20 protein-coding genes and 2 pseudogenes are annotated in these 20,955 nt (G+C 26.2%); 16 read left to right on the top strand and 6 right to left on the bottom strand.

The window, feature by feature from the left end:
* Positions 1-117 precede the first annotated feature (117 nt).
* The gene (locus D3Z33_RS04615; RefSeq protein WP_160196617.1) at positions 118-426 is read right to left on the bottom strand and encodes a YesK family protein; all 309 of its coding nucleotides are present in this window, start codon (positions 424-426) and stop codon (positions 118-120) included.
* Between the two features lie 548 nt (positions 427-974).
* Here D3Z33_RS04615 and D3Z33_RS04610 point away from each other — a divergent pair.
* Both D3Z33_RS04610 and D3Z33_RS17155 read left to right on the top strand, forming a co-directional pair.
* On the top strand, positions 975-1,487 hold the full coding sequence (locus tag D3Z33_RS04610) for a GNAT family N-acetyltransferase (protein ID WP_160196616.1): 513 nt from the start codon (positions 975-977) through the stop codon (positions 1,485-1,487).
* Positions 1,488-1,620: 133 nt separating this feature from the next.
* Positions 1,621-1,932, top strand: coding sequence for a tyrosine-type recombinase/integrase (locus D3Z33_RS17155; RefSeq protein ID WP_431768827.1), 312 nt, complete (start codon positions 1,621-1,623; stop codon positions 1,930-1,932).
* Between the two features lie 92 nt (positions 1,933-2,024).
* Here the strand turns inward: D3Z33_RS17155 and D3Z33_RS04605 are convergent, their stop codons facing one another.
* Positions 2,025-2,489: a GyrI-like domain-containing protein gene (locus D3Z33_RS04605; protein ID WP_160196615.1), complete on the bottom strand. Its 465-nt coding sequence runs from the start codon at positions 2,487-2,489 to the stop codon at positions 2,025-2,027.
* A gap of 153 nt (positions 2,490-2,642) precedes the next feature.
* Positions 2,643-2,773: pseudogene (locus D3Z33_RS16500) on the bottom strand (IS1/IS1595 family N-terminal zinc-binding domain-containing protein); the annotation flags it as partial.
* Positions 2,774-3,021: 248 nt separating this feature from the next.
* On the opposite strand from D3Z33_RS16500, the gene D3Z33_RS04600 reads away from it, so the two are divergent.
* Positions 3,022-3,492 carry an RNA polymerase sigma factor gene (locus D3Z33_RS04600; RefSeq protein ID WP_347561217.1) on the top strand — a complete coding sequence of 157 codons (471 nt, stop codon included), beginning with the start codon at positions 3,022-3,024 and terminating at the stop codon, positions 3,490-3,492.
* Complete coding sequence (locus D3Z33_RS04595; protein WP_160196613.1) at positions 3,482-4,621, top strand: anti sigma factor C-terminal domain-containing protein; 1,140 nt, start codon at positions 3,482-3,484, stop codon at positions 4,619-4,621. The genes D3Z33_RS04600 and D3Z33_RS04595 overlap by 11 nt, the downstream gene beginning before the upstream one ends.
* Here the strand turns inward: D3Z33_RS04595 and D3Z33_RS04590 are convergent.
* A complete protein-coding gene (locus D3Z33_RS04590; RefSeq protein WP_160196612.1) occupies positions 4,613-5,284 on the bottom strand; it encodes a Crp/Fnr family transcriptional regulator in 672 nt (223 codons plus the stop codon). The genes D3Z33_RS04595 and D3Z33_RS04590 overlap by 9 nt on opposite strands.
* A 107-nt stretch (positions 5,285-5,391) precedes the next feature.
* Here D3Z33_RS04590 and D3Z33_RS04585 point away from each other — a divergent pair, with 107 nt between their 5' ends.
* Positions 5,392-5,988, top strand: a complete 597-nt coding sequence (locus D3Z33_RS04585; RefSeq protein ID WP_160196611.1) for a YeeE/YedE thiosulfate transporter family protein — start codon at positions 5,392-5,394, stop codon at positions 5,986-5,988.
* A complete protein-coding gene (locus D3Z33_RS04580) occupies positions 5,988-6,551 on the top strand; it encodes a YeeE/YedE thiosulfate transporter family protein (protein ID WP_160196610.1) in 564 nt (187 codons plus the stop codon). Before D3Z33_RS04585 ends, D3Z33_RS04580 begins: the two co-directional genes overlap by 1 nt.
* A 36-nt stretch (positions 6,552-6,587) precedes the next feature.
* Here D3Z33_RS04580 and D3Z33_RS04575 read toward each other — a convergent pair whose 3' ends face one another.
* On the bottom strand, positions 6,588-7,994 hold the full coding sequence (locus tag D3Z33_RS04575) for an aldehyde dehydrogenase family protein (protein ID WP_160196609.1): 1,407 nt from the start codon (positions 7,992-7,994) through the stop codon (positions 6,588-6,590).
* Positions 7,995-8,192: 198 nt separating this feature from the next.
* On the opposite strand from D3Z33_RS04575, the gene brnQ reads away from it, so the two are divergent.
* From brnQ to D3Z33_RS04545, 6 genes and pseudogenes are all read left to right on the top strand, one after another.
* Entirely contained in the window at positions 8,193-9,503 is a 1,311-nt protein-coding gene (gene brnQ, locus D3Z33_RS04570; RefSeq protein ID WP_160196608.1) for a branched-chain amino acid transport system II carrier protein, read from the top strand.
* 63 nt (positions 9,504-9,566) lie between these two features.
* A complete protein-coding gene (cobO, locus tag D3Z33_RS04565) occupies positions 9,567-10,082 on the top strand; it encodes a cob(I)yrinic acid a,c-diamide adenosyltransferase (protein WP_160196607.1) in 516 nt (171 codons plus the stop codon).
* 78 nt (positions 10,083-10,160) lie between these two features.
* Positions 10,161-10,715, top strand: coding sequence for a hypothetical protein (locus D3Z33_RS04560; protein WP_160196606.1), 555 nt, complete (start codon positions 10,161-10,163; stop codon positions 10,713-10,715).
* Positions 10,716-10,782: 67 nt separating this feature from the next.
* Positions 10,783-10,959, top strand: a pseudogene (locus D3Z33_RS04555) (DUF255 domain-containing protein); the annotation flags it as partial.
* 173 nt (positions 10,960-11,132) lie between these two features.
* Entirely contained in the window at positions 11,133-11,693 is a 561-nt protein-coding gene (locus D3Z33_RS04550; RefSeq protein WP_160196605.1) for a JAB domain-containing protein, read from the top strand.
* Positions 11,694-12,180: 487 nt separating this feature from the next.
* On the top strand, positions 12,181-13,209 hold the full coding sequence (locus D3Z33_RS04545; protein WP_160196604.1) for a phage/plasmid replication domain-containing protein: 1,029 nt from the start codon (positions 12,181-12,183) through the stop codon (positions 13,207-13,209).
* Positions 13,210-13,989: 780 nt separating this feature from the next.
* On the opposite strand, the gene D3Z33_RS04540 is transcribed toward D3Z33_RS04545, so the two are convergent.
* Positions 13,990-14,184 (bottom strand): hypothetical protein, encoded by a 195-nt coding sequence (locus tag D3Z33_RS04540; protein WP_160196603.1) that lies wholly within the window; start codon positions 14,182-14,184, stop codon positions 13,990-13,992.
* 920 nt (positions 14,185-15,104) lie between these two features.
* Here D3Z33_RS04540 and D3Z33_RS04535 point away from each other — a divergent pair.
* Genes D3Z33_RS04535 through D3Z33_RS04520 form a run of 4 tightly spaced genes read left to right on the top strand, consistent with a single transcriptional unit; the run spans position 15,105 to position 20,934 of the window.
* Complete coding sequence (locus D3Z33_RS04535; RefSeq protein ID WP_201750428.1) at positions 15,105-15,962, top strand: tyrosine-type recombinase/integrase; 858 nt, start codon at positions 15,105-15,107, stop codon at positions 15,960-15,962.
* A gap of 53 nt (positions 15,963-16,015) precedes the next feature.
* On the top strand, positions 16,016-16,882 hold the full coding sequence (locus tag D3Z33_RS04530; protein WP_160196602.1) for a TIR domain-containing protein: 867 nt from the start codon (positions 16,016-16,018) through the stop codon (positions 16,880-16,882).
* A gap of 33 nt (positions 16,883-16,915) precedes the next feature.
* Positions 16,916-20,359, top strand: coding sequence for a DEAD/DEAH box helicase (locus tag D3Z33_RS04525; RefSeq protein WP_160196601.1), 3,444 nt, complete (start codon positions 16,916-16,918; stop codon positions 20,357-20,359).
* Entirely contained in the window at positions 20,359-20,934 is a 576-nt protein-coding gene (locus D3Z33_RS04520) for a hypothetical protein (RefSeq protein WP_160196600.1), read from the top strand. Before D3Z33_RS04525 ends, D3Z33_RS04520 begins: the two co-directional genes overlap by 1 nt.
* Positions 20,935-20,955 lie beyond the last annotated feature (21 nt).

Below are 20,955 nucleotides of genomic sequence, written 5' to 3'. Positions count from 1 at the left end.
GTTAAAGAAAAACCAAAATACTTTAAATAAGTATATATATTAAGTTAATCTATTATTTCATTTAAGAGATATTAAGGTTTTAAGTAATGGGTCTATTATAAATAGGCCCATTATTTTTTATTTTTTTATTAGCATTCCAATAATAGTGCCTATCCATGTACCTATCAAAGAACTTATGGCAATAAATCCTATTGCTAATCCTTCCCAACGTCTAATAACAGTTATACTGAAAAGAAACAAGATAATACAAATTAAACTCAATATAAGAGATATTGAATATAAAAATGTTCTTGAAACTTTAAAAGAGATAGCTAAGATACCTATAGTAAATATAATTCCTATAAAAAATAAAGGAAACCAGACTTCTAAAATTGATGCATCCATTTTATCAACCTTCTTTCTTTTGCTTGTAAACATATATTGCATCAAAAATGTAGAATACACCGATTCCCATAAGGATATATGGTATTAGAAAATGTTCCATATTAATAAATAGAACTCCTAAGATAATTAATATTATAGGCATTAACTTTCTGATCATTGACAAAATAACCACTTCCTTTTAGGCACTTAAAAGGTAATATTTTTTATGAATAAAATAAACATCATATAGTAATTTTAACATAAAACGGTATATTTATCTATTGATGTATTCTTAACTTATTATAGTATTTTATCAAAGTATGTGTCTTTAATTGTATCTTTAGTATCACTAATAGATTTCTAAGTGTAATTTTCTTAGTACTAACTTTAAATATGGGGAGCATAGTTACTAGTTTTTATATTTAATACCTTAATTTCACAAATTCATTTTTTTATGAAAAGCTAAAATAGTAATTGTGACAAATTCAATTATTTTTAAAGTCGTATGATATTTTATAGATTAAATTAAAGGGATTTTAATGACCTTTATAGAAATTTATAATAACATATTAGTATTTTAATATGTTTTAATTTAATTATAACTTGGAGGTATGAAAATGTTAATTGATACTAGATTGAATGATTTTAAAATAAGATTTGCAGAGGAGAAAGATATTCCCTTGATTTTAAAATTTATAAAGGAATTAGCTGATTATGAAGAGTTGTTACATGAAGTTATAGCAACAGAAGAAATTTTAATGGATTCTTTATTTAAAAAGAAAACTGCTGAGGTTATTATTGGTGAATACGAAAATGAACCAGTATCTTTTGCATTATTCTTTCATAATTTTTCTACTTTTTTAGGAAGACCAGGCATTTACTTAGAAGATTTATATGTTAGACCTGAAATGAGAGGAAAGGGAATGGGAAAAATCATGCTTTCTTATCTTGCTAAATTAGCAATTGAAAGAAATTGTGGAAGATTAGAATGGTGGTGTCTAGATTGGAATAAGTCTTCAATTGAATTTTATAAGCAAATGGGAGCTATTCCAATGGACGAATGGACAGTATATAGAGTAACTGATGGTGCTTTAGATAATTTAGCTGTTAAATTTGATAAATAAACTTTAAATTATTCAAAATATAAATTTTTTAAGCTACATAATATAATAAACTCACATTGAATTTGTCAAAATAGATATTATAACAAATTCATAAAACGCTTTATAACTATTGATATTACCAGGATAGAGTAGAATTTATACTTTATCCTTTTTTGTTTTAGGAATTAAGATTGCTCTTAGAATCTCAGGTTTACTTAAGCTTAAATGGGTTAATGTATTAAAGAATAAGAAGCGTTTTAAGGATATTTGTATAATTGAAGGTGAAACTAATAAAGAAAGAAGAATTAAGCTAAACAAGACATCAAAAAATGATCTTAAAGAGCTTTTGGATTATTCCATGGATCATTATATTTTCAAGTCTAGAGAGGGAAATATGTTATTCCAATCAGGAATAGATACATTCTATAAATTATTGAATTCTTATTTTTTATTTTGGCTCTATTAAAGCATAGTGTTGATAATATGATATATTTTAAGGGAACTCGTTAACGAGTTCCCTTAACCCACATTTTATGAAAAATGCAAATAAAGATTTTCTCATACTCTTCGTATTGGGAAAAAAATATATTCTTGTCCATCTTCAGGACAGGTATAATCATGAGCTGCACCTATAAGTTTGATATTGTTTTCTTTCAAATACTCTATAACTTCAGTAAATGTATTTTGACTTTCATTCTTGACATAAATATACTCATATGATGGAATTGTCCATTTCATCCAACCTTGTGGTGCTTGAGCATTGTCTATAACCTCAACACCTGCAAGGTAAAGTCCTTTTGTGAAATTATCCTCCCAAGGATTAAAGGAACGGGATAAATCGGACATTGCACCCCATATTCCAAGAAGATTTCCACTTTCATCTTTCTTCGCTAATGGTGACACTTCTGCAAAATTAGAATTAGCATCAGCCCATAACTTCTGAATAAAACCTTTTCCTTCATTTGTAGAACCTTCTTTACCTATGACTGAAAATGACTTTTTTATGCACTTTGTTATTTCCATATTTCAAACCTCCCATTATATTAAAGACTTTATGTTTGTATTTAATTATACATCATATAATTTTATAATTACAAATATTTTACATTAGTTATACATATATTGCTTCTCTAAACCTAAAATCCTTTAATTTTGTGCGAATTTAATATAACCCTTATCAGTAAAAGTCTTTTGGCAGGAGTTACAGATATATCTTTGATTTCTGTTATACTTCTCATTTCTGGATATTTTATTATGTTCACAATGAGGCAGACTTTCCCCCTTGAAAATCTGTTTTCCTTAACTTCATTTGTATAGTCTTATTATAACTAATTCTACAGGTTATAATAAAATTTCAGCACAGTTCTTTAATATAGCCTTTATTTTAAACATAAAAACCCTACTTTCTACTATTTGTATATCTGAAACTAAAATTTTTCCTAAACTTTTATTTATTATATACTAAAATAAACTGTAACTTTTTATTATTTGAAACGTTTAATTAATGAGGAGGTAATGATTTGGATAAAAATTCACTTGATTATATCTATAATAAATTTTCAAAAGATGTATATTATTATCTCTATCATTATGTAAGGATAAGTATATAGCTGAGGATATTATGCAAGATGTGTTTTATAAGGCATATCTTTATTTTGAAGTTTGTCCATATAGTAATATTAAATCATGGTTATTTACTGTAGCAAAGAATTGTTATATTGATTATATTAGAAAGAATAAAAAGAATATCTTAAAAGAAAGTAAATATTTTGATGAAATTCATAGTGAAAAAGATATAGAAAAAGAAATTATTAATAAAAATGAAGTAAAAGATACATACAAAGTATTAGAAAAATTATCTGTAAAACAAAGAAAAGCTATAATATTATGTGATTTTAAAGAATTATCATATAAAGAATCAGCAATTATAATGAATATAAATTTGAACTATTTTAAAGTATTGTTATTTAGGGCAAGGAAAGCAGTAAGAGAAAATATGAAAGGAAGTAAAAAAAGTGAAAGATGATTTCAAAGATAAATTAAAGAAATACAAAGAAGGTAAATTAAATGATGAAGAGTCAAAAAAAATTGAACAAGAATTAGATAAATTAGAAATTTATCAAGAATATATGAATGAAGAGTTTAATGAAATAGAAGGAAAAGAATCTCAAAGAGAAGAAAGAAATTATAAAAAAATTATTAAAAAAGGAAAATGGAAAGCTAGATTTAATATTGCAATTACTGCTATAGCAATTTTTATGGTTTTTAGTATAATATCTGGAATAATTACAAGTGTTTTTTATAATACTGGGAATCCTAATAGAAGGGAAAATTATATTGATGCAATAAAATCAACAATATATGTAACTAGACCAAATTTATCTCTTTCTTCTGTTGGGACTTCCCAAGAAAATTATTTTACTATGAGTACAGAAGGAAAACTTGAAAAGCAAGTAGGAGATGGATTTTATGATGTAGGAGAGTTAAATGCAAAATTTCTATTTAATAAGGTTAATTCAGATATCATACAATTAGATTCAATTGAATCAATAGGTTTTATACATCCAGAGAAAAATTTAGAATATGATCCACAAAGTGATTGGGGGAAGCTTGAAAAATTGCATGAAGGAACTGTAGCAGAAGTATATGTTTCATTTGATAAATTATACAAAACAGATGAAATACTTGAAAAAATTGAACTATCAAAATTAAATTGGCTATGGGCTGCTGTAGATATAGGAGATGCAATACCTAGTGAAATGTTTTCAGATATAGGATTTCCTTCATATCCTATGTGGAGAGAAGGAGATGGAACAACCTATACAGAAGAAAGTGATGAAACTTTATTTGGAGAACAAGTAGTTTCTGAATCAACTTCATATCCTTCAGTAGATCCATATGGAAGTGGAAAATCAAGAGATAAAAACTTCTTAGAGACACTAGAATTTTTAAATGAATATAAAGATATAGCTGGTAAAGTGGATTATACGTTAGGAAAAAATATAAATAGCATTATAAATCATATTGAAGAAAATGGAGTAAAAATATATGGTATGGTTATTACAGGACCTACTAAAGATATATTAAAGCTAAAACAAGAAGATTATATAAAAAATATGAGAGTGAAAGATGTAAAGCTTTGGAATCTAAATTAATTTCTCTAAAGCTGAATTATTTAATATAGTAATCTTTCCTCTTGAAAGCATAACATAGCCTTCTTTTGAAAAGTGTTTTAACATTCTTGAAACAACCTCCCGAGCGGTACCTAAGTGCTTTGCAATTTGTTCATGAGTCAATGTTAAAACATTTTTTTCGTTTCTATATGACTCATCTAATAAAAAGGAAGCAAGTCTTTGGTCAAATTTCAAAAATAATATTTGCTCTATAGCAAACATTACATCTGAAAATCTATTAACAGTTTGTTTAAGTAAAAAGTTTTCAACATATAGGTTTTTTGAAAGTTTATTTATTACATTTATATCTATAGAAATAATCTCACTTATAGTTTCTGAATCTATATGAACATCAAAATTTATATTTTTAATGGCACAAGAAGCAGAAAGTACACATGTTTCGCCTTTATTTACACGATATAGTGTAACTTCTTTACCTTCTTCTGAAAGCAAATAAGTTCTTATTATTCCTGATTTAACTATTAATACTCCAGAGCAACTATTTAAGTTACTGTGTATAGTTTCATTTTTTTCAAACTTTCTTATTATAGAATTATTTATAATTAAATTTTTATCTTTTTCATCTAAGTTAGACCAAAAATTTAGATTGTTTTTTAATATATCAATATCATTTCTATTTAACATATAATTTACCTCCTATTATATTTAAATATCTAAGTGACTTAGTCACAGAAATATATTATATCATAATGTATAGTATATATAGGAAAATTATTAGGAGGTATAAATTAATGAATAATAAATGGTTAATTAAAGGAGTTGTATTAGGCCTTGCCTTTTTCTTAGCAGTTTTATTGGTAAAACCAATAGGAGTATCAACTCAATTTGTAATACTTGATGGTATAATCTACAATGCAATAGATTCTGATGTAATAACAGAAGATGAAAATAGCTCAACAGGATATACTAGTACAAATGCATATTATGCAAAAAGTGATGGTAAATATGCAAAGGCAATAGAAAATCCATTAAATTATAGTTTTGTATTTGTACTTGCAATACCTTTAGGAGCATACTTAGCTTCTAAATTAAAATCAAAAAAAGTTATAGAAGATGAAGTTGAAAAAGATATAAATTCAAATGACTTAGAAGTGTTAAAGGGTTCAGGTGAAAGTTTTATTAAAAAATATGGACCAAGTTTTGTATCTGGTGTTTTATTGTTGTTTGGAGCTAGAATGGCAGGAGGATGTACAAGTGGTCATATGATGAGTGGAATTATGCAAAGTAGTGTAAGTGGATTTGTATTTACAATAGCTGTATTTGCTACAGCAGTACCTGCAGCAATAATTTTACCAAAGATGATATTTAAGAAAGGAGCAAAGGCATAATGGAAATATTACTTGCAATATTATTAGGAGGATTTTTCGGTTTCGCATTATATTATGTAGGTTCAACAAGTTCATTTAATTTAAGGAGTATGCTTAGCCTTAGATACTTATCACTTATGAAAATAATATTATTTGCAATAGGATTTTCAAGTGCTTTAGTTTCTATTTTTGCACTTATAGGACTATTTGATATATCACATCTAAGTGTAAAATCAACTAATCTAGGTGTTATAGTAGGTGGACTTATATTTGGGTTAGGATTTGGTTTTGCAGGAAAATGTCCAGGAACATGTGTTGCAGACAGTTCAAGTGGAGGACTTAAAAAATCAATAGCAATTATATTAGGTGGGTTAGTAGGTGCATTTATATTCACACTTTCATATGGTTCATTTAAAGAGTTAGGACTATTTGATATCATGGATATAGGAAAAATGACATTATTTAATATATCAAGAGAATTTCCTTCTGTATTCAATATAGGATTTAGTGGATTGTTATCCATGGGTATAGTAATTATGATTATAGCATATATCTTACCTATGAATGTAAAACAAAGAGGATAATGAAAAGGATTTGGCATATGCCAAATCCTTTTTTAACTAACTAAATATTGCTTTTTCTTGAAGAAATGCTTCAAAACCTGCAACTCCACCTTCACGACCAATTCCAGAATGTTTATAGCCACCAAAAGGTGCTTTGTGAGTAGGGCTTCCTTGGTTTATAGTAATTGTACCTGCTTTTATTTTATTTGCTACTTCTTTTGCTTCTATCTCTGGACCAAAAACTGCACCAGCAAGTCCAAATGTTGTATCATTTGCTATTTTAATAGCATCTTCTTTATCTTTATAAGTTATAATTGAAATTACAGGACCAAATATTTCATCACGTGCAATTTTCATATCATTTGTTACATCAGTAAAGACTACAGGGCCTACATAATATCCCTTACTAGAATCTTTTGGTATCTCACCATAAATCATTTTTGCGCCTTCATCTAGTCCTTTTTCTATATAACTTTTAACCTTATCAAATTGCTTTTTACTTGCTAAAGGGCCTACTATTTTTTCCTCACTATAAGGGTTTCCAAATTTATATTTCTTAGTTTTTTCTACTACCATTTTTTCAATTATTTCTTTTTCATCTTCTGGTACTAAGAGTCTTGTAAATGCACTACAAGTTTGTCCCGTATTGTTATATACAGTATTTAGTGCTTTTTTGATACCAAGTTCATAGTCTCCACCTTTAAGTAGTATAGCAGGAGACTTTCCACCTAATTCAAGGGTAACTTTTTTAATTCCTTTAATTGAATTTTCACCTACTTTTTTACCACCTTCAACTGACCCTGTAAATGAAACTACATCTACATCTTTATGTTCTGTAAGCATTTTACCTACTTTAGATCCAGCTCCAGTTACTAAATTAAATACTCCTTTTGGGAAACCTACTTTATCAAAGCATTCTGCTAATGTATAAGCTACAAGTGGAGTTTTTTGACTAGGTTTTAAGACTATGGTATTTCCTACAAGTAAAGCAGGAATTATTTTTTTGATGATTTGACCTAGAGGATAATTCCAAGGTGTAATTGCTGCAACTACACCAAAAGGCTCTTTTCTTACTTTATATCCATCTTTGTTACGCTCAAATTCATAATTTTTAACTATATCAATAAAATCACTCATAGCATCAATATAAGGTTCAACTTGAGGGTTTAGAGCAAAGCTTTTACTTCTGCCAAGTTCATCCATTATTATGCTTGCCATATCTTCTTTTTTATTTATCATTTCATCTCTTAGTTTCTCTACTAGTTCTATTCTTTTATTTAAATCTTCATATTGCCAAGTTTCAAATGCACGCTTAGCAGCATTAACTGCTTTATCAACATCATTTTTATTTGAACTTGGAATTTTTGCTATTATTTCTCGATTTGCAGGATTTTCTACTTCTATTTGTTCTTGACTATCTGGTTTTATCCATTCTCCATCAATATATAATTTATTATAGTCCATTAAATTACCTCCTTAATTTAATTTATACCTCATAAATAATATGTTAATCATAGGTTAGAAGTTGAGAGTAAATGATTTAAGATTAGTGTAGAAAAACATATAAAAGAATATATTTCTTTTTTTTCATAATTTTATGTGTTGGATATAATAAATAGCTGTGTTACAATAATTATATTTCATCATAAATGGGGGGTCATAATGACAAAAAATACTAACGGAGACTCATTTGTTATAGGACTTGCTTTATTCGCAATGTTTTTTGGAGCTGGAAATTTAATTTTTCCGCCTTCTATAGGAATAAGTGCAGGAGATAGTTGGTTTAGCGCAATGGTTGGCTTTTTCTTAACTGGTATAGGAATGCCACTACTTGGAATTTTAGCTATATCAAAAGCAGGAGGAACTTTAGATAATTTTGCTGGTAAAATTAGTTCAAAATTTAGTAAAATATATGGAATAATAATTATAATAATACTAGGACCAATATTAGGTGTTCCAAGAACAGGGGCTACGACTTATGAAGTAGGTATAAGTCCTATATTTCCAGATGTAAGCCCAGTTTTAGTTTCTATAATATTCTTTTCTCTTACTTTATTTTTAACAATAAAACCTACAGGTATAATTGATAGAATAGGGAAGTTACTCACTCCAATATTACTTATAATGTTATTTATAATAATATATAAGGGAATTATAAATCCAATTGGTACTCCAGTTAATACGGGTATTTTAAATCCTTTTTCTAATGGATTTACAGAAGGTTATCAGACAATGGATGCATTAGGAGCAACAATTTTTGGAGGAATAATAGTTGGTTCATTAGTGGAGAAAGGATATAAAGATAAAAAATCTCAATTTAAAGTTACTTTAAAAGCAGGATTAATATCTTCTATGGGTCTAGCTATAGTATATGGAGGTCTTTTATATTTAGGATCAACAGCAAGCTCTGAGTTTTCATTAGAAATGACAAAGACAGGCTTAATAATAGCTATAGTAGGCAATGTCTTAGGTGAAATAGGAAAAGTAATATTAGGAATTTGTGTGTCAGTTGCATGTCTTACCACAGCAGTAGGCCTTATTGCTACAGTAGGTAATTTTTTCAGTGAAATTAGTAAAGGAAAAGTAAACTATAAATTAGTTGTTATAATTGCCACAATAATTAGTGGGATAATAGCTAATTTAGGAGTAGAAAGTATAGTTAAATTTGCAGGACCTATACTTGCAGTAATATATCCAGTAGCAATAGTATTGATTGTTTTAAACTTATTTGATGACCTAATTAAAAATAAAGTAATATATATTGGTGCAGTATACGGAGCACTTTTAATAAGTACAATTGATGGAATAAATTCATTAGGAGTAGAGTGGGGATTATTAGATAGTATAATAAATATATTGCCACTTTGGGATGAAGGTTTTGGATGGATTATACCTTCTATACTAGGCATGATAATATCAGTAATTATTAGTAAATTAAATAAAATTAAAAAAGTAGAAAAACAATATATTTAAAGGATATATTGTTTTTTTTATAGAATATATAAACTAACAATAAAAATATATAGGGGTGTTAAAATGAATAAAGGATATATACATATTTATACTGGAAATGGTAAAGGCAAGACAACAGCAGCGTTAGGGTTATCCTTAAGAGCAATATGTGCAGGGAAAAAAGTATTTTTTGGTCAATTTGTAAAAGGCATGAAATATAGTGAAACAAAATCAGTAGAATATTTACCAAATTTTGAAATAGAGCAATTTGGCAGAACTTGTTTTATAGATAAAGAGCCAGAAAAAGAAGATATAGAATGTGCTAAAGTTGGACTAGAAAAATGTAGAGAAATTCTTGAAAAAGGTGATTATGATTTGGTAGTATTAGATGAATTGACTATTGCTCTATATTATAAATTGTTTAGCTTAGAAAAGGTGTTGGAACTTATTAAAAACAAAAATAAAAATATAGAATTAGTTATAACAGGTAGATACGCACCAGATAAATTAATAGAAATAGCAGATTTAGTAACGGAAATGAAAGAAATAAAGCATTATTATAATAGTGGTGTAAAGGCTAGAAAAGGTATAGAGAGTTAAATTAAAAAAATATTAAATATAGAGAGTAGTTTTTGAATAGTATATATAAATGCCATAATTTAAATAAGGAGAGATTTAATGATATCTAAATGGATTTATATATTAATTGGAGATAATAATACAGGAAAAACTACATTTCAAAAAGAACTACTTAAAATATTATGTGATGAAAATAAGGATTCTAGATTATATTCTGGAAAAGAATATAAAATTAATCATCCATATGCATTAAAAAATTCAATAAAATTATTTTTGGGCAATAGAAGTTATCAGGAAAAGAAAAATAGTGATATAGCTACAGTAGAAGATTACTTTGAAGGTATATTTATTCCATCAGATATATGTATACTATCATCACATCTAAATAAAAATGATATACAAGACATTATAAAATTAGGTAAAGAACAATTTTATAATATAGGAGGAGTATTTTTTACTAATTCTATAAAAAAACAACCAGATAAGAATAAGGAAATTACACGATTAGATTGGGATGAAAAATTTATTATTAATAATAAATTAGTAAATGAAAATATAAATAATCAACAATTTGAAATTAAAGTAAATAGTCAAATTAGAATATTATCACGTGAATTTTCACAAATGTTAATCAATAGAATGATTATACAGTGAATTAATCAATATAAAACTATTTTATTGGGTAATAATATCATTAGAATATAAAATAGGAAGTGATAATTTGAGGAAGAAGAATACAAATAGATTAATAGATGAAAAAAGCCCATACCTTTTACAACATGCTTATAATCCTGTGGATTGGTATCCATGGGATGATAAAGCATTTGAAAAGGCTAAAAGAGAAGATAAACCTATATTTTTATCAATAGGTTATAGCACATGTCATTGGTGTCATGTATCCTAAAAACTCTTTTTAATATAATGTATTATTTTAAATTCAAAATAGTTGAAAGACTCATATCATCACATCTTAATACTATTCTTCTTTTTTATGTAGATTTAACTTTTAAAAGTTATACCCTAATACTTATATATGGTAAAATAAGTATTAGATAGAAAGGGAGAAGGTATATGTATTTTGAAATATTAATACTAATAGTAGTTATCGGCTTAAGTGTCATCTTTTATGAAATATTTAAACTACTCTATTATATGAGACCTAATAAAATTGCTCATTATTATTATAAATATCGCAGAAAAAAGTTTAATAATGATAAAGAACTTAAAAAACATATGAATCCTAAGGGTGGATTTTATACTATTGATAAAAAACTTAGTGAAACTCCTGAGTTAGTAGCGAGTTTATTGAAATACAAGAAACACGAATGGATTGTATTAGCTTTTGTAAAAAATGATAGAGTAGAATGTATATGGGCAAATAAAGGAAAGGATAGCAAATCTGTCGGTTTAATTTTGAGTTTTGATAATATAGTTCGGTTGGCAAAAGATAATAATTATACAAGTATTTTAATGTTTCATAACCATCCTAATCCTAATCCAAATATGTACAATTGCACACAACCAAGTGATAGAGATTTAGAAACTGTAAATGAATGGTCAAATATTTGCAAAAAAAGTGAAGTTAATTTAACTGTATATATTTGTGAAAGAGGAGTTTCTTATAAGTATTAAAAATTTAGTTTGATTTAATTTATGGAGTATCAACTTACACAAATATAAAATACTTATTCATTCACAAGGAAATAGTACATAATATAAACACTAGAAGTTATAAACATTATTAATTATATGCTATTAATTCAATATATTAAAATTTTAACCATTCCAAGTATTACCGAAATTATAACTATATAAGTAAATTATTAAGCACTGGATAAATTTATCCAGTGCTTTTTTTATGTTTTTACTTTAAAAGTACTATAATAAAAAGCTCCTAATATATAGAACAGGTTTTTATAATGGTACGACATATAAATCCTTATATTAAAGCCTAATATTTATTATTATCTTCATAAGGACCTTGTAAAAGGTATGCAAAATTAATTAAATATGTTCTGTTCGGGAAAAAAATCATATCTCAAAACACATTGAAACTATTGAAATTAGAGTGTTTTTATAATTCCCGTACTAATGTAATATAAGGAGGAATAAAATATATATGGTTCACACAGCAAAGTTTTTTATATGGCTTAATGAAGAAGATATTATATTCTTAGAAGATAAGTATAAAACAAAACCTAATATAATAAATTTAGATTCTACAGGAATCACTGCTCACATTATAAAAAGAAGAGTTTATACGCTAGGGAAAAATAAGTTAACTTTTAATATTAGAGAAGAACAATCTACTAATTACATTATGTATATAAATGTTGACTTCATTTTATTGTTAGGAAAAGAAGATATTAAAGAACAAGATTTTAAGGAGATAAACACTATATTGAACTCATATCTCTTCAATATTTTTGAAGATAATAAAAAAGATTTATTATTGAATCGGATTGATTATAGGATGGATGTTAAAATTCCAAATGAAAATGAAAGAGAAGTTTTGATGAAATTGTATAAAAAAACTATAGAAAAATATAGATTTCAGAGAAAATATGACCAATATAATAGTACAATATATTACAATTCAAAATCTACTCAGGCTACTGTATATGATAAGACAAAAGAGAGAAATTTTAAAAATAAAAAGGTGGAAGTGTTCGAAGAAAATGTTTTAAGATTTGAAGTAAGATTACAAAATAAACATCTAAATTATAGAAAAAATAAATATAACATTGATAAAAAACTAGAAAATTATTTTGAAGAAGGGTTATATAAAAAATATATGAATATGTATTTGGAGCCCATTTTATATAGAGGAAATTATTATAAAATTTATCAAGCTAAAAAAATAATTTATGCAAGCAAATTAAAATATAAAGATAAAGAATTTCTACAAGAGTTTCTTACGGATATATCAAAATCAGGGATTACAGGAGCTAAAGAATTAAAAATAAATAGTAGGAATAATAATGATAAATCAGAAAAAAAAGTAGTGTATGAGAAGCAAAAATATAGTAAGTATAAATTTACTAAAGGAATTAGGTTGTTGGAAGAATTGAACATTAATCCGATTCTCATTCCAAAAAATTGGAAATCAAATTCGTTTATTAATAATCCTTTTAAATTTGAAAAGTAAGTAAATAAAAAATATATAATCCCCTATTCGGGGAATAATAGTATATATATGTGATTGTATATATACTATTATTATTTTTTTGAATAGAGGTTTTCAATATCTCCTAAAAAGTAATAGTTCAATCTTTAATGTAATTTAAATATTTAGGATTGAATACTTAGAAATAAAAGGGGAGTCTAAAACAACTTTCAGAAAACATAACCAATATATATAAATTAATTTAATTATAAAAGAATGTTAGGACTTAGGTCAAAAGTTTAATATGCTAACAATGGAGAAACATTAAATATAATAAACTAAGAAAAAATACTATAAAAAATAGTGTAAAAGATTTCCTAATTAAGCTGATATGTAATTAAGTTATTTTTATCTTAATTAAATGACTGCGAAGTGTCGACTAAACCAATGCTAAACTACTGACTAAATCAATGTGAAAAGATGAGAAAATCAATGTGAAGTTGCTTAATGACGACTAAATCAATGTAAACTAACGACTAAATCAATGTGGAAATTGATTAATAACGAGAAAAAGAATGCTAAACAACGAGAAAATCAATGTGAAAAGTGCTTAATGACGACTAAATCAATGTAAACTAACGACTAAATCAATGCTAAACAACGAGAAAATCAATGTGAAAATTGCTTAATGACGAGAAAAAGAATGCTAAACAACGAGAAAATCAATGTGAAAAGTACTTAATGACGACCAAATCAATGCGAAGTAACGACTAAATTAATAGATAAAAAAGTAGTGAGTATATACTTGAAATCATTCACTTACTACTTCTTTTGATTATTATTCTCTTGAGAGAGCATCTTTTTCAACTTTGCTTCAGCTTTTTTTTGTGTCTCAATAGTTATAAGATTTCTATTAATTGGTTTGTTTTTAATTGGAGAAGATATTATTTTATAAAAAGAATCTACAGCTTTTTTGTCAATTAGTTTAAATTCTTTGGAAAAAGAAGAAGTAGGCATCTTAAAGCCTCCTTATCGTGTTTTGTATTAATTTAATTATAACATATTAATAAATATTTTGGATAAATTATATACTTCTAGTTATTTATGTGTTTATTCATAATAACTTAGAAGTGATTGGGAGGCTTTTTTAATACATATTAGAAAACTTAGAATAAGAAATATAGATTGCTATATTATATAATCGATATAGAGTTTAGATTTGATATAATAATATTCATAAATGCTGTAAAGTTAGGAGCTATTTAATTTAAAATATGAAGATACATTTAGAAACACTAAGAGTTTAATCAAAGAAAAATGCTAACCTTATCAAAATTTATAAGATTAGCATTTTTCTTTGATTTTGTTCTACCTAATACAAAAGTTAATTCAGTACGCGAAGATGATTAACCCCTCCAAAGTTAATCAAAATGGACACGACATCTAAAAATCCTACTAACTGCCTTTCCACTTTTCAAACTATTCTTTGTTATATTATATCTTTATATTCTGAAAAATGTCAATGCTACATGTATTTAACCATGCTATAGTATATAGCATGTTTTTTATTGTGGTAATTACACTAGAGGAATATTAATTAGAAAATAATTGAATTTAAAATATATAAATAACTAATCGAGATACAGACTAATTTAAAAACTATCTAATTATATAAAAAATAAATTTATTTTTTAATATAGAAAAGATTATTTTAGAGAATAAAAATAATATTATTTTTTACTTCAATATTATAGATAATGATAAAAAGATAAATATATAGTCGAATTATAAATAATGAATGTAAAATAGGAGTGCAACATAACAGCAATTATATGGCATTATTTAATAGTATATGGTAAGATTATACTATTAAGCGCAACATAATTAAATAAATTTCAACATTTATGAGTGCAACATAACTGTAAAAGGAGAAAAGTATGGATGAAATTTTAAGAAGCTTCGATGAATTTATGGAACAAGAAGGGAAAAGCAAAAATACAATTAAAAGTTATAAATTACAAGTAAAAGAATATTTGGATTGGTTTCAGAAAAGTTATGGATGTAACTTTATTAAGCTCCACCGAGAAAATGTATTAGAATATAAAAGCTATCTATCTAACATTAAAAAATATAAAGGAAATAAACTAAAGGGTAAAACAATAAATGCTAAAATTAGTGCTTTACTCTCCTTTAATAAATTTCTTATTAAGGAAAAGAGGCAAAGTAATTTAGTTATAAAGAAAAATGATATGTTAAAAATACAGACAAGCTATGTGAATCCTGCAGAAATTAGTAAAATTGATGTTGAAAACTTTAGACAAAAGATATTAGAAGCAGATAATAAAAGACTTTATGCAATTGTCACATTAATAGCATATTCTGGTCTGAGAATAACAGAGGCCCTAAATATAAAGCTAGATGATATTAATTTAATAACGCAAGAGTTAATAGTTACAAAAGCTAAGGGAAATAAGTCGAGAGTTTTATTTTTAAATTCTAAGGTTGTTAATTCAATAAAAGCATATATGAAGACAAGAGATTCTAATAGCAATTATCTGTTTGCATCAAGACAATCGCCACGAGTAGATAGAAGCGTTATAAATAAGCAATTCAAAAAATATAGTAAAGTGATAACACCCCATAAATTAAGACATTTTTTCTGTAGTAATGCTTTAGATTCAGGATTTGCTATTCATGAAGTTGCCAATTTAGCAGGACATAAAAGTATTCAAACAACACTAATTTATACAAATCCTAGCAAAGAAAATATGAAGAGTAAGCTTGAATCTTTATAATAAATAGCTAGATATTAATATTATCTTAACTAATATACTAGGGGGTCGAAGTTATGAGCATAGCAAGCTTAAGAAGTTCCATTAACCAAATAAATAAAAAAATTATAAAACTTGAAAATGATTTAGCATCACAAATGAAAAAAGAATCAGATATTAATAAAAGGATAAATATTCTAAAAACAAGTATAAAAAGAACTAAATCTTTATCTATACAAAGTAATAAATTAAATCAAATTCAAAAATGTGAATCTAAATTAGAATTAATCATAAAAAAGAAATCTGATATAACTAAAAAACTTAGTCAACAAAAAGTAAAATTGAATGATTATAACCAAAAATTTCGCAAAGAACAAGAAAAAGAGTATAAAAAGAGTCAAAAAGAACAAGAAAGAATACAAAAAACATATGAAACTAAGATTGATGAGCTCAAAGCACAGATTTCAGATAATATTTCCGAAGATATTTTGAAACAAAATTCTAATAAGTTTATAGACAGTGAAACTGAAATTAAATATGATGTATTTATATCTCATGCTTCGGAAGATAAAGAAGATTTGGTGAGAGAACTAGCAGAAACCTTAATAGATAAACATAATATTAAAGTTTGGTATGATGAATTTTCTATAAAATGGGGAGATAGTTTAAGAAAAAGTATAGATAAAGGACTACAATCATCTAAATTTGGAATTGTTATAATATCTAAAGATTTTATAAAAAAAGGATGGACAAATTATGAATTAGATGGGTTATTTCAAAAAGAAATGACTTATGGTAAAACAATATTACCTATTTGGCATAAAATTACTAAGAATGAAGTACAAGAATTTAGCCCTTCATTAGCAGGTAAAAAGGCTCTAAGCACATCTATGTTTACAGTAGAAGAAATTGCACAGGAATTAAATAATGTATTAGATGATTAGTATTTTAATAATTAAAATCAAAGGAGTAACAAAATGGAGAAATATACAGCTAACTATGCAAACACAAATCCTAATTTTGTAATACAAAATATTAAAGGTGAAAATAGAGTTAGAGATAAATATTATCCCATGCTATGTGTTCTTAAAAACATAATACAAAGAGGATATCCTACCACTATGTCCGAATTTTTACAAAAAAGCATCGGAAGTATACATATGGAAAAGAACTTTAACAAAAAGATGGGCTTTATTGATAGAAACATACCACAGTGGAGTAGGACTATTAAGGGAGACGCAGAGGAACAATACTATCCAGCAAAAGAGTTTTTTGAAGATATGATACCTAAATATTTACCAGAGTATCAGTTTATTCAACAATTGATGCTACCGGAAGTAGCATTTGAAGATATAGTAGAAGATAGTGGTGAGTATTTTCATGGTCAACAGGTAGACTTTTATCTGCCTCAAGCAAAACTTGTTATAGAGATAGATGGTCAAAGGCATAAAATCGAAGATGTAACTAGAATAAATGATAAAGAAAGAGCTATGTTTTTACAAAAACACATGATTGATACAGTTAGATTAACTACAAGTGAAATAAATGAAGCTTCTTTTAAAAATGAACAATTTATGAAAAAAATAAAATTGATAGAAGCTAGGTTAAAACAATATAGTTCGATTTTAAACTTTTATAAAAGTCATTATGAACATCCTCCTTATTTTATAAATGATTATAATGAAAAATTAATGAAATCTTCAGCAATAATAAGGTTTCAAGTACTTGTGATATCATTATTACAAAAAAAGAGGATTAAATTAGATGATAATGATTGGAGATTAAATATCCTAGCTAGGGATGTTGAACATTTTGCAGAACTAGCTATTGAAGATTTATTCATATGGATTAAAAATCTTTGTAAGTTAAATAAATTACCTTATTACAAACCAAACATACAAATTACCTACTGTAAAGATGCTAAAGATTATATCTTTGAAAATAATGTTATTAACATTGACTTTAGTCTTTTACGGAGGTGGACTGATGAGAATATAGATTATGAAAATGTTATATTTGTTAGGAGTGATTATAACGATAAAAAGAATTATTTTGAAGTTAGTATCTCTGACCCAATAAAATATAAGATTATATATGATGGAGAAGAGAGTGATATTCCTGTCTTAAAGTTTTTATTAAAAAACATTTTTGGCTTTGATGATTTCAACGATGGTCAAATTCCTATTATAGTTAATACTTTAGCATTAAATGATACGATAGGTATTTTACCTACAGGAGGGGGTAAATCCTTAACATATCAGTTTACAGCTTTATTACAGCCTTGTATAAGTTTTGTCGTATGCCCTATTAAGAGTCTGATGTATGACCAAAAATATAATACTTTTAAAAAGTATATAACTTATAATGATTACATATCGAGTGACCAAGATGCTTCAGAGAAAAATCAAGTTAGTAAGAATTTTGCAAATGGAAAGTACTTTTTCATATGGATGTCTCCAGAACGATTTCAAACTCCTAAATTTCGGAAATATCTTGAAAAGTTAAATAAAGAAAAAACTATAGCATATGCAGTAATTGATGAGGTGCATTGTCTTTCCGAATGGGGACATGATTTTAGAACATCTTACTTAAATTTAATTAAAACAATAAGAAAGTATTGCCCATCATCAACACTACTCGGATTAACAGCGACTGCATCAAGTTTTGTATTGGAAGATTTAAAGGTGGAATTTAATTTATCAGCAGATAATATTAAAACTCTTACTTCATTCACGAGACCAGAATTAAATTTTCATGTAATTAAGGACGATAGTGAATCATTAGATGATAAGGAAAAAGAATTAATTCAATTATTAAAGAGATTAGATGAAAAAGATAATATATTTACTTTAGATAATGAAAATAGTAAATCAGGGTTAATATTTACTATGCTAAAGAATGGGAGTATGGGATGTTATGATTTATCTCTTAGAATTTCAGGAGAGTTTAATATAAATGCAGAATGGTATTCTGGAGAAATTCCTAAAAAAACTGTCTCTACGAATGGAAGAAGAGTAAAAATTTCAGTAATGCCCCAGGATAAATTTGATGAGTATAAGCTTAAGGTCCAAAATGATTTTCAAGAAAATAAGTATCCTTTGTTAGTTGCTACTAAAGCATTTGGAATGGGAATTGATAAAAGTAATATAAGATATACTATACATTTTGGTATACCAGGCTCATTAGAATCTTTGTATCAGGAAGCTGGAAGGGCCGGAAGGGATAAGAAGGAAGCTAACTGTTATATCCTATACTCAAGAGAGAAATTAACTCCAGATGAATTTGAAATACTCTTTAATCCTGATACTAGCATTGAAGAAATTTCTAAAATTCAAGAAAAATATGGCTTTAAAAATAGTCGAGATATCTTACGAAACTTTTTCTTTTGGTTAAATAGTAATAAAGGAATAGCATATGAGTTTAAAGTTATGAAGAAAATATATGATAGTTTTGCTAAGAAAGGAACTACACAATTAATTGAATGTAAGAAGCTAGAGTACAGTTTCTCGGAAATACAAAAAGCTATATATAAACTAAGCTTATTAGGAATAATTGAGGACTGGACTATAGAAAACTGGAATAAAGGTAGTCAAATAATAAAAATAAAACTTAATAAATATACTAAGAAAACTATAATGGATTCACTCTTAAAATACATAAAGAGATATGATAAAGAGTTTAATCTAGACATTACAAATGAACAGGATATTAAATATAGTAAATACATTAAGATATTAAGAGATAAATCTCTAAAGGAATATGAAAAGGCTATCTTGATTTTGTTAGAATGGGGATATGATAATATTGTATATAACAGAAGGCAATCAATTAAAAATATTCTAGAACTTTGTGATGGATACAGTGACCCAAGTACTTTTAAAGAGGGTATAGAAAAGTTTTTTAGATTTTCAGAAAAGTCATATTTATTAGACCATATAGCTCAAAATCCTACTGATATAGAGAGTTGGTTTAGAATCTTTTATGAGAATGGTGAAAACATAGAAGAAGAGCTAGAGGAGAACAAAGTGATACTAGAAAAAAATAAACTTCAAGAAATTCAAGGAAGTTTAAGTCGACTGCTTGAAAGTTATAGATATAATACAGGATTAAACTATATTAGTGGTATAGTAAGATTCTTGTTAGATGAATTTGATAATCAAGATGGAAAATATAGGCTAGAATCAGCGTTAGGGCAAATAGATAAGTATAAAAAAGATGAAAAACAAAAGATTTTAAAAAGAACATTAAAGATTGGAAAAATTGCAAAGAAGGAAAATAAAGAAGATTTAAGTGAGTTACTATGCGAATATTACCCTAACAATATTATAGATATATATGAGTCATTGGAGGATAACTTCAGTTTACTTAAGGTGATTAAGAATTCTAAAGAAAGAATACAAAAAATAGGGGGAGCTTTATAATGGTAGATGTAAGTAAACTAAATAAAAATATTGAGAGCTTAGAAGAAGAAGTTACTAATATCAAGAAGATATCAGATATTATTAGAAAATTAGACAAATTAAATAATGATATAGCAATTAAAAATGAATCATATAGAAAATTAATCAATACTATAAAAGATTTAAATAAAGATATAAACTCATCTATTGATAAAAACAATCAATACCTATCAAATATAAAAGCTAGTATAAAGGAAATTAACGATAATAATATTGAATTTAATAAAGAATTAAGTAATTTATATAAGGGAATGGAAAGTGACTTGCTGAGCCACTTGCAAGAGGTGAAAAGTGAGAATAAAAAGTTGTATTTAGAATTTGAAAGTATTTTAAATTCCAAGGTAGAAAGAAGCAGTTCGGACACAAAGGTAGAAATAAGAAATAAAACTGATAAAGTTATAAATATAATAAATGGTATAAGAGAAGAGAATAAGAGTTATCAGCAAGAAGTAAATAAAAAACTAAAAACTAATGAAATAATATCGATTGCTCTATTAGTTCTACTTATTATTAGTATTATAATGCAATTTATCTAGTTCATAGCAGAAGTCTAGAAC

Origin of the sequence: Senegalia massiliensis, from assembly GCF_009911265.1 — a bacterium.
GTDB classification, from domain to species: domain Bacteria; phylum Bacillota; class Clostridia; order Tissierellales; family SIT17; genus Anaeromonas; species Anaeromonas massiliensis_A.
Note: the sequence above shows the minus strand (reverse complement) of the source record. Positions and strands in the feature narration are given on the sequence as shown.

Bases quoted from the DNA above. Each gene is read 5' to 3' on its own strand.
- D3Z33_RS04610 (WP_160196616.1), top strand. From the start codon at position 975: ATGAAAATGTTAATTGATACTAGATTGAATGATTTTAAAATAAGATTT.
- D3Z33_RS04550 (WP_160196605.1), top strand. From the start codon at position 11,133: ATGTATTTTGAAATATTAATACTAATAGTAGTTATCGGCTTAAGTGTC.
- D3Z33_RS04530 (WP_160196602.1), top strand. From the start codon at position 16,016: ATGAGCATAGCAAGCTTAAGAAGTTCCATTAACCAAATAAATAAAAAA.
- D3Z33_RS04605 (WP_160196615.1), bottom strand. From the start codon at position 2,489: ATGGAAATAACAAAGTGCATAAAAAAGTCATTTTCAGTCATAGGTAAA.
- D3Z33_RS04535 (WP_201750428.1), top strand. From the start codon at position 15,105: ATGGATGAAATTTTAAGAAGCTTCGATGAATTTATGGAACAAGAAGGG.
- D3Z33_RS04560 (WP_160196606.1), top strand. From the start codon at position 10,161: ATGATATCTAAATGGATTTATATATTAATTGGAGATAATAATACAGGA.
- D3Z33_RS04615 (WP_160196617.1), bottom strand. From the start codon at position 426: ATGCAATATATGTTTACAAGCAAAAGAAAGAAGGTTGATAAAATGGAT.
- D3Z33_RS04590 (WP_160196612.1), bottom strand. From the start codon at position 5,284: ATGTTAAATAGAAATGATATTGATATATTAAAAAACAATCTAAATTTT.
- D3Z33_RS04545 (WP_160196604.1), top strand. From the start codon at position 12,181: ATGGTTCACACAGCAAAGTTTTTTATATGGCTTAATGAAGAAGATATT.
- D3Z33_RS04540 (WP_160196603.1), bottom strand. From the start codon at position 14,184: ATGCCTACTTCTTCTTTTTCCAAAGAATTTAAACTAATTGACAAAAAA.
- D3Z33_RS04520 (WP_160196600.1), top strand. From the start codon at position 20,359: ATGGTAGATGTAAGTAAACTAAATAAAAATATTGAGAGCTTAGAAGAA.
- cobO (WP_160196607.1), top strand. From the start codon at position 9,567: ATGAATAAAGGATATATACATATTTATACTGGAAATGGTAAAGGCAAG.
- D3Z33_RS04575 (WP_160196609.1), bottom strand. From the start codon at position 7,994: ATGGACTATAATAAATTATATATTGATGGAGAATGGATAAAACCAGAT.
- D3Z33_RS04525 (WP_160196601.1), top strand. From the start codon at position 16,916: ATGGAGAAATATACAGCTAACTATGCAAACACAAATCCTAATTTTGTA.
- D3Z33_RS04580 (WP_160196610.1), top strand. From the start codon at position 5,988: ATGGAAATATTACTTGCAATATTATTAGGAGGATTTTTCGGTTTCGCA.
- brnQ (WP_160196608.1), top strand. From the start codon at position 8,193: ATGACAAAAAATACTAACGGAGACTCATTTGTTATAGGACTTGCTTTA.
- D3Z33_RS04585 (WP_160196611.1), top strand. From the start codon at position 5,392: ATGAATAATAAATGGTTAATTAAAGGAGTTGTATTAGGCCTTGCCTTT.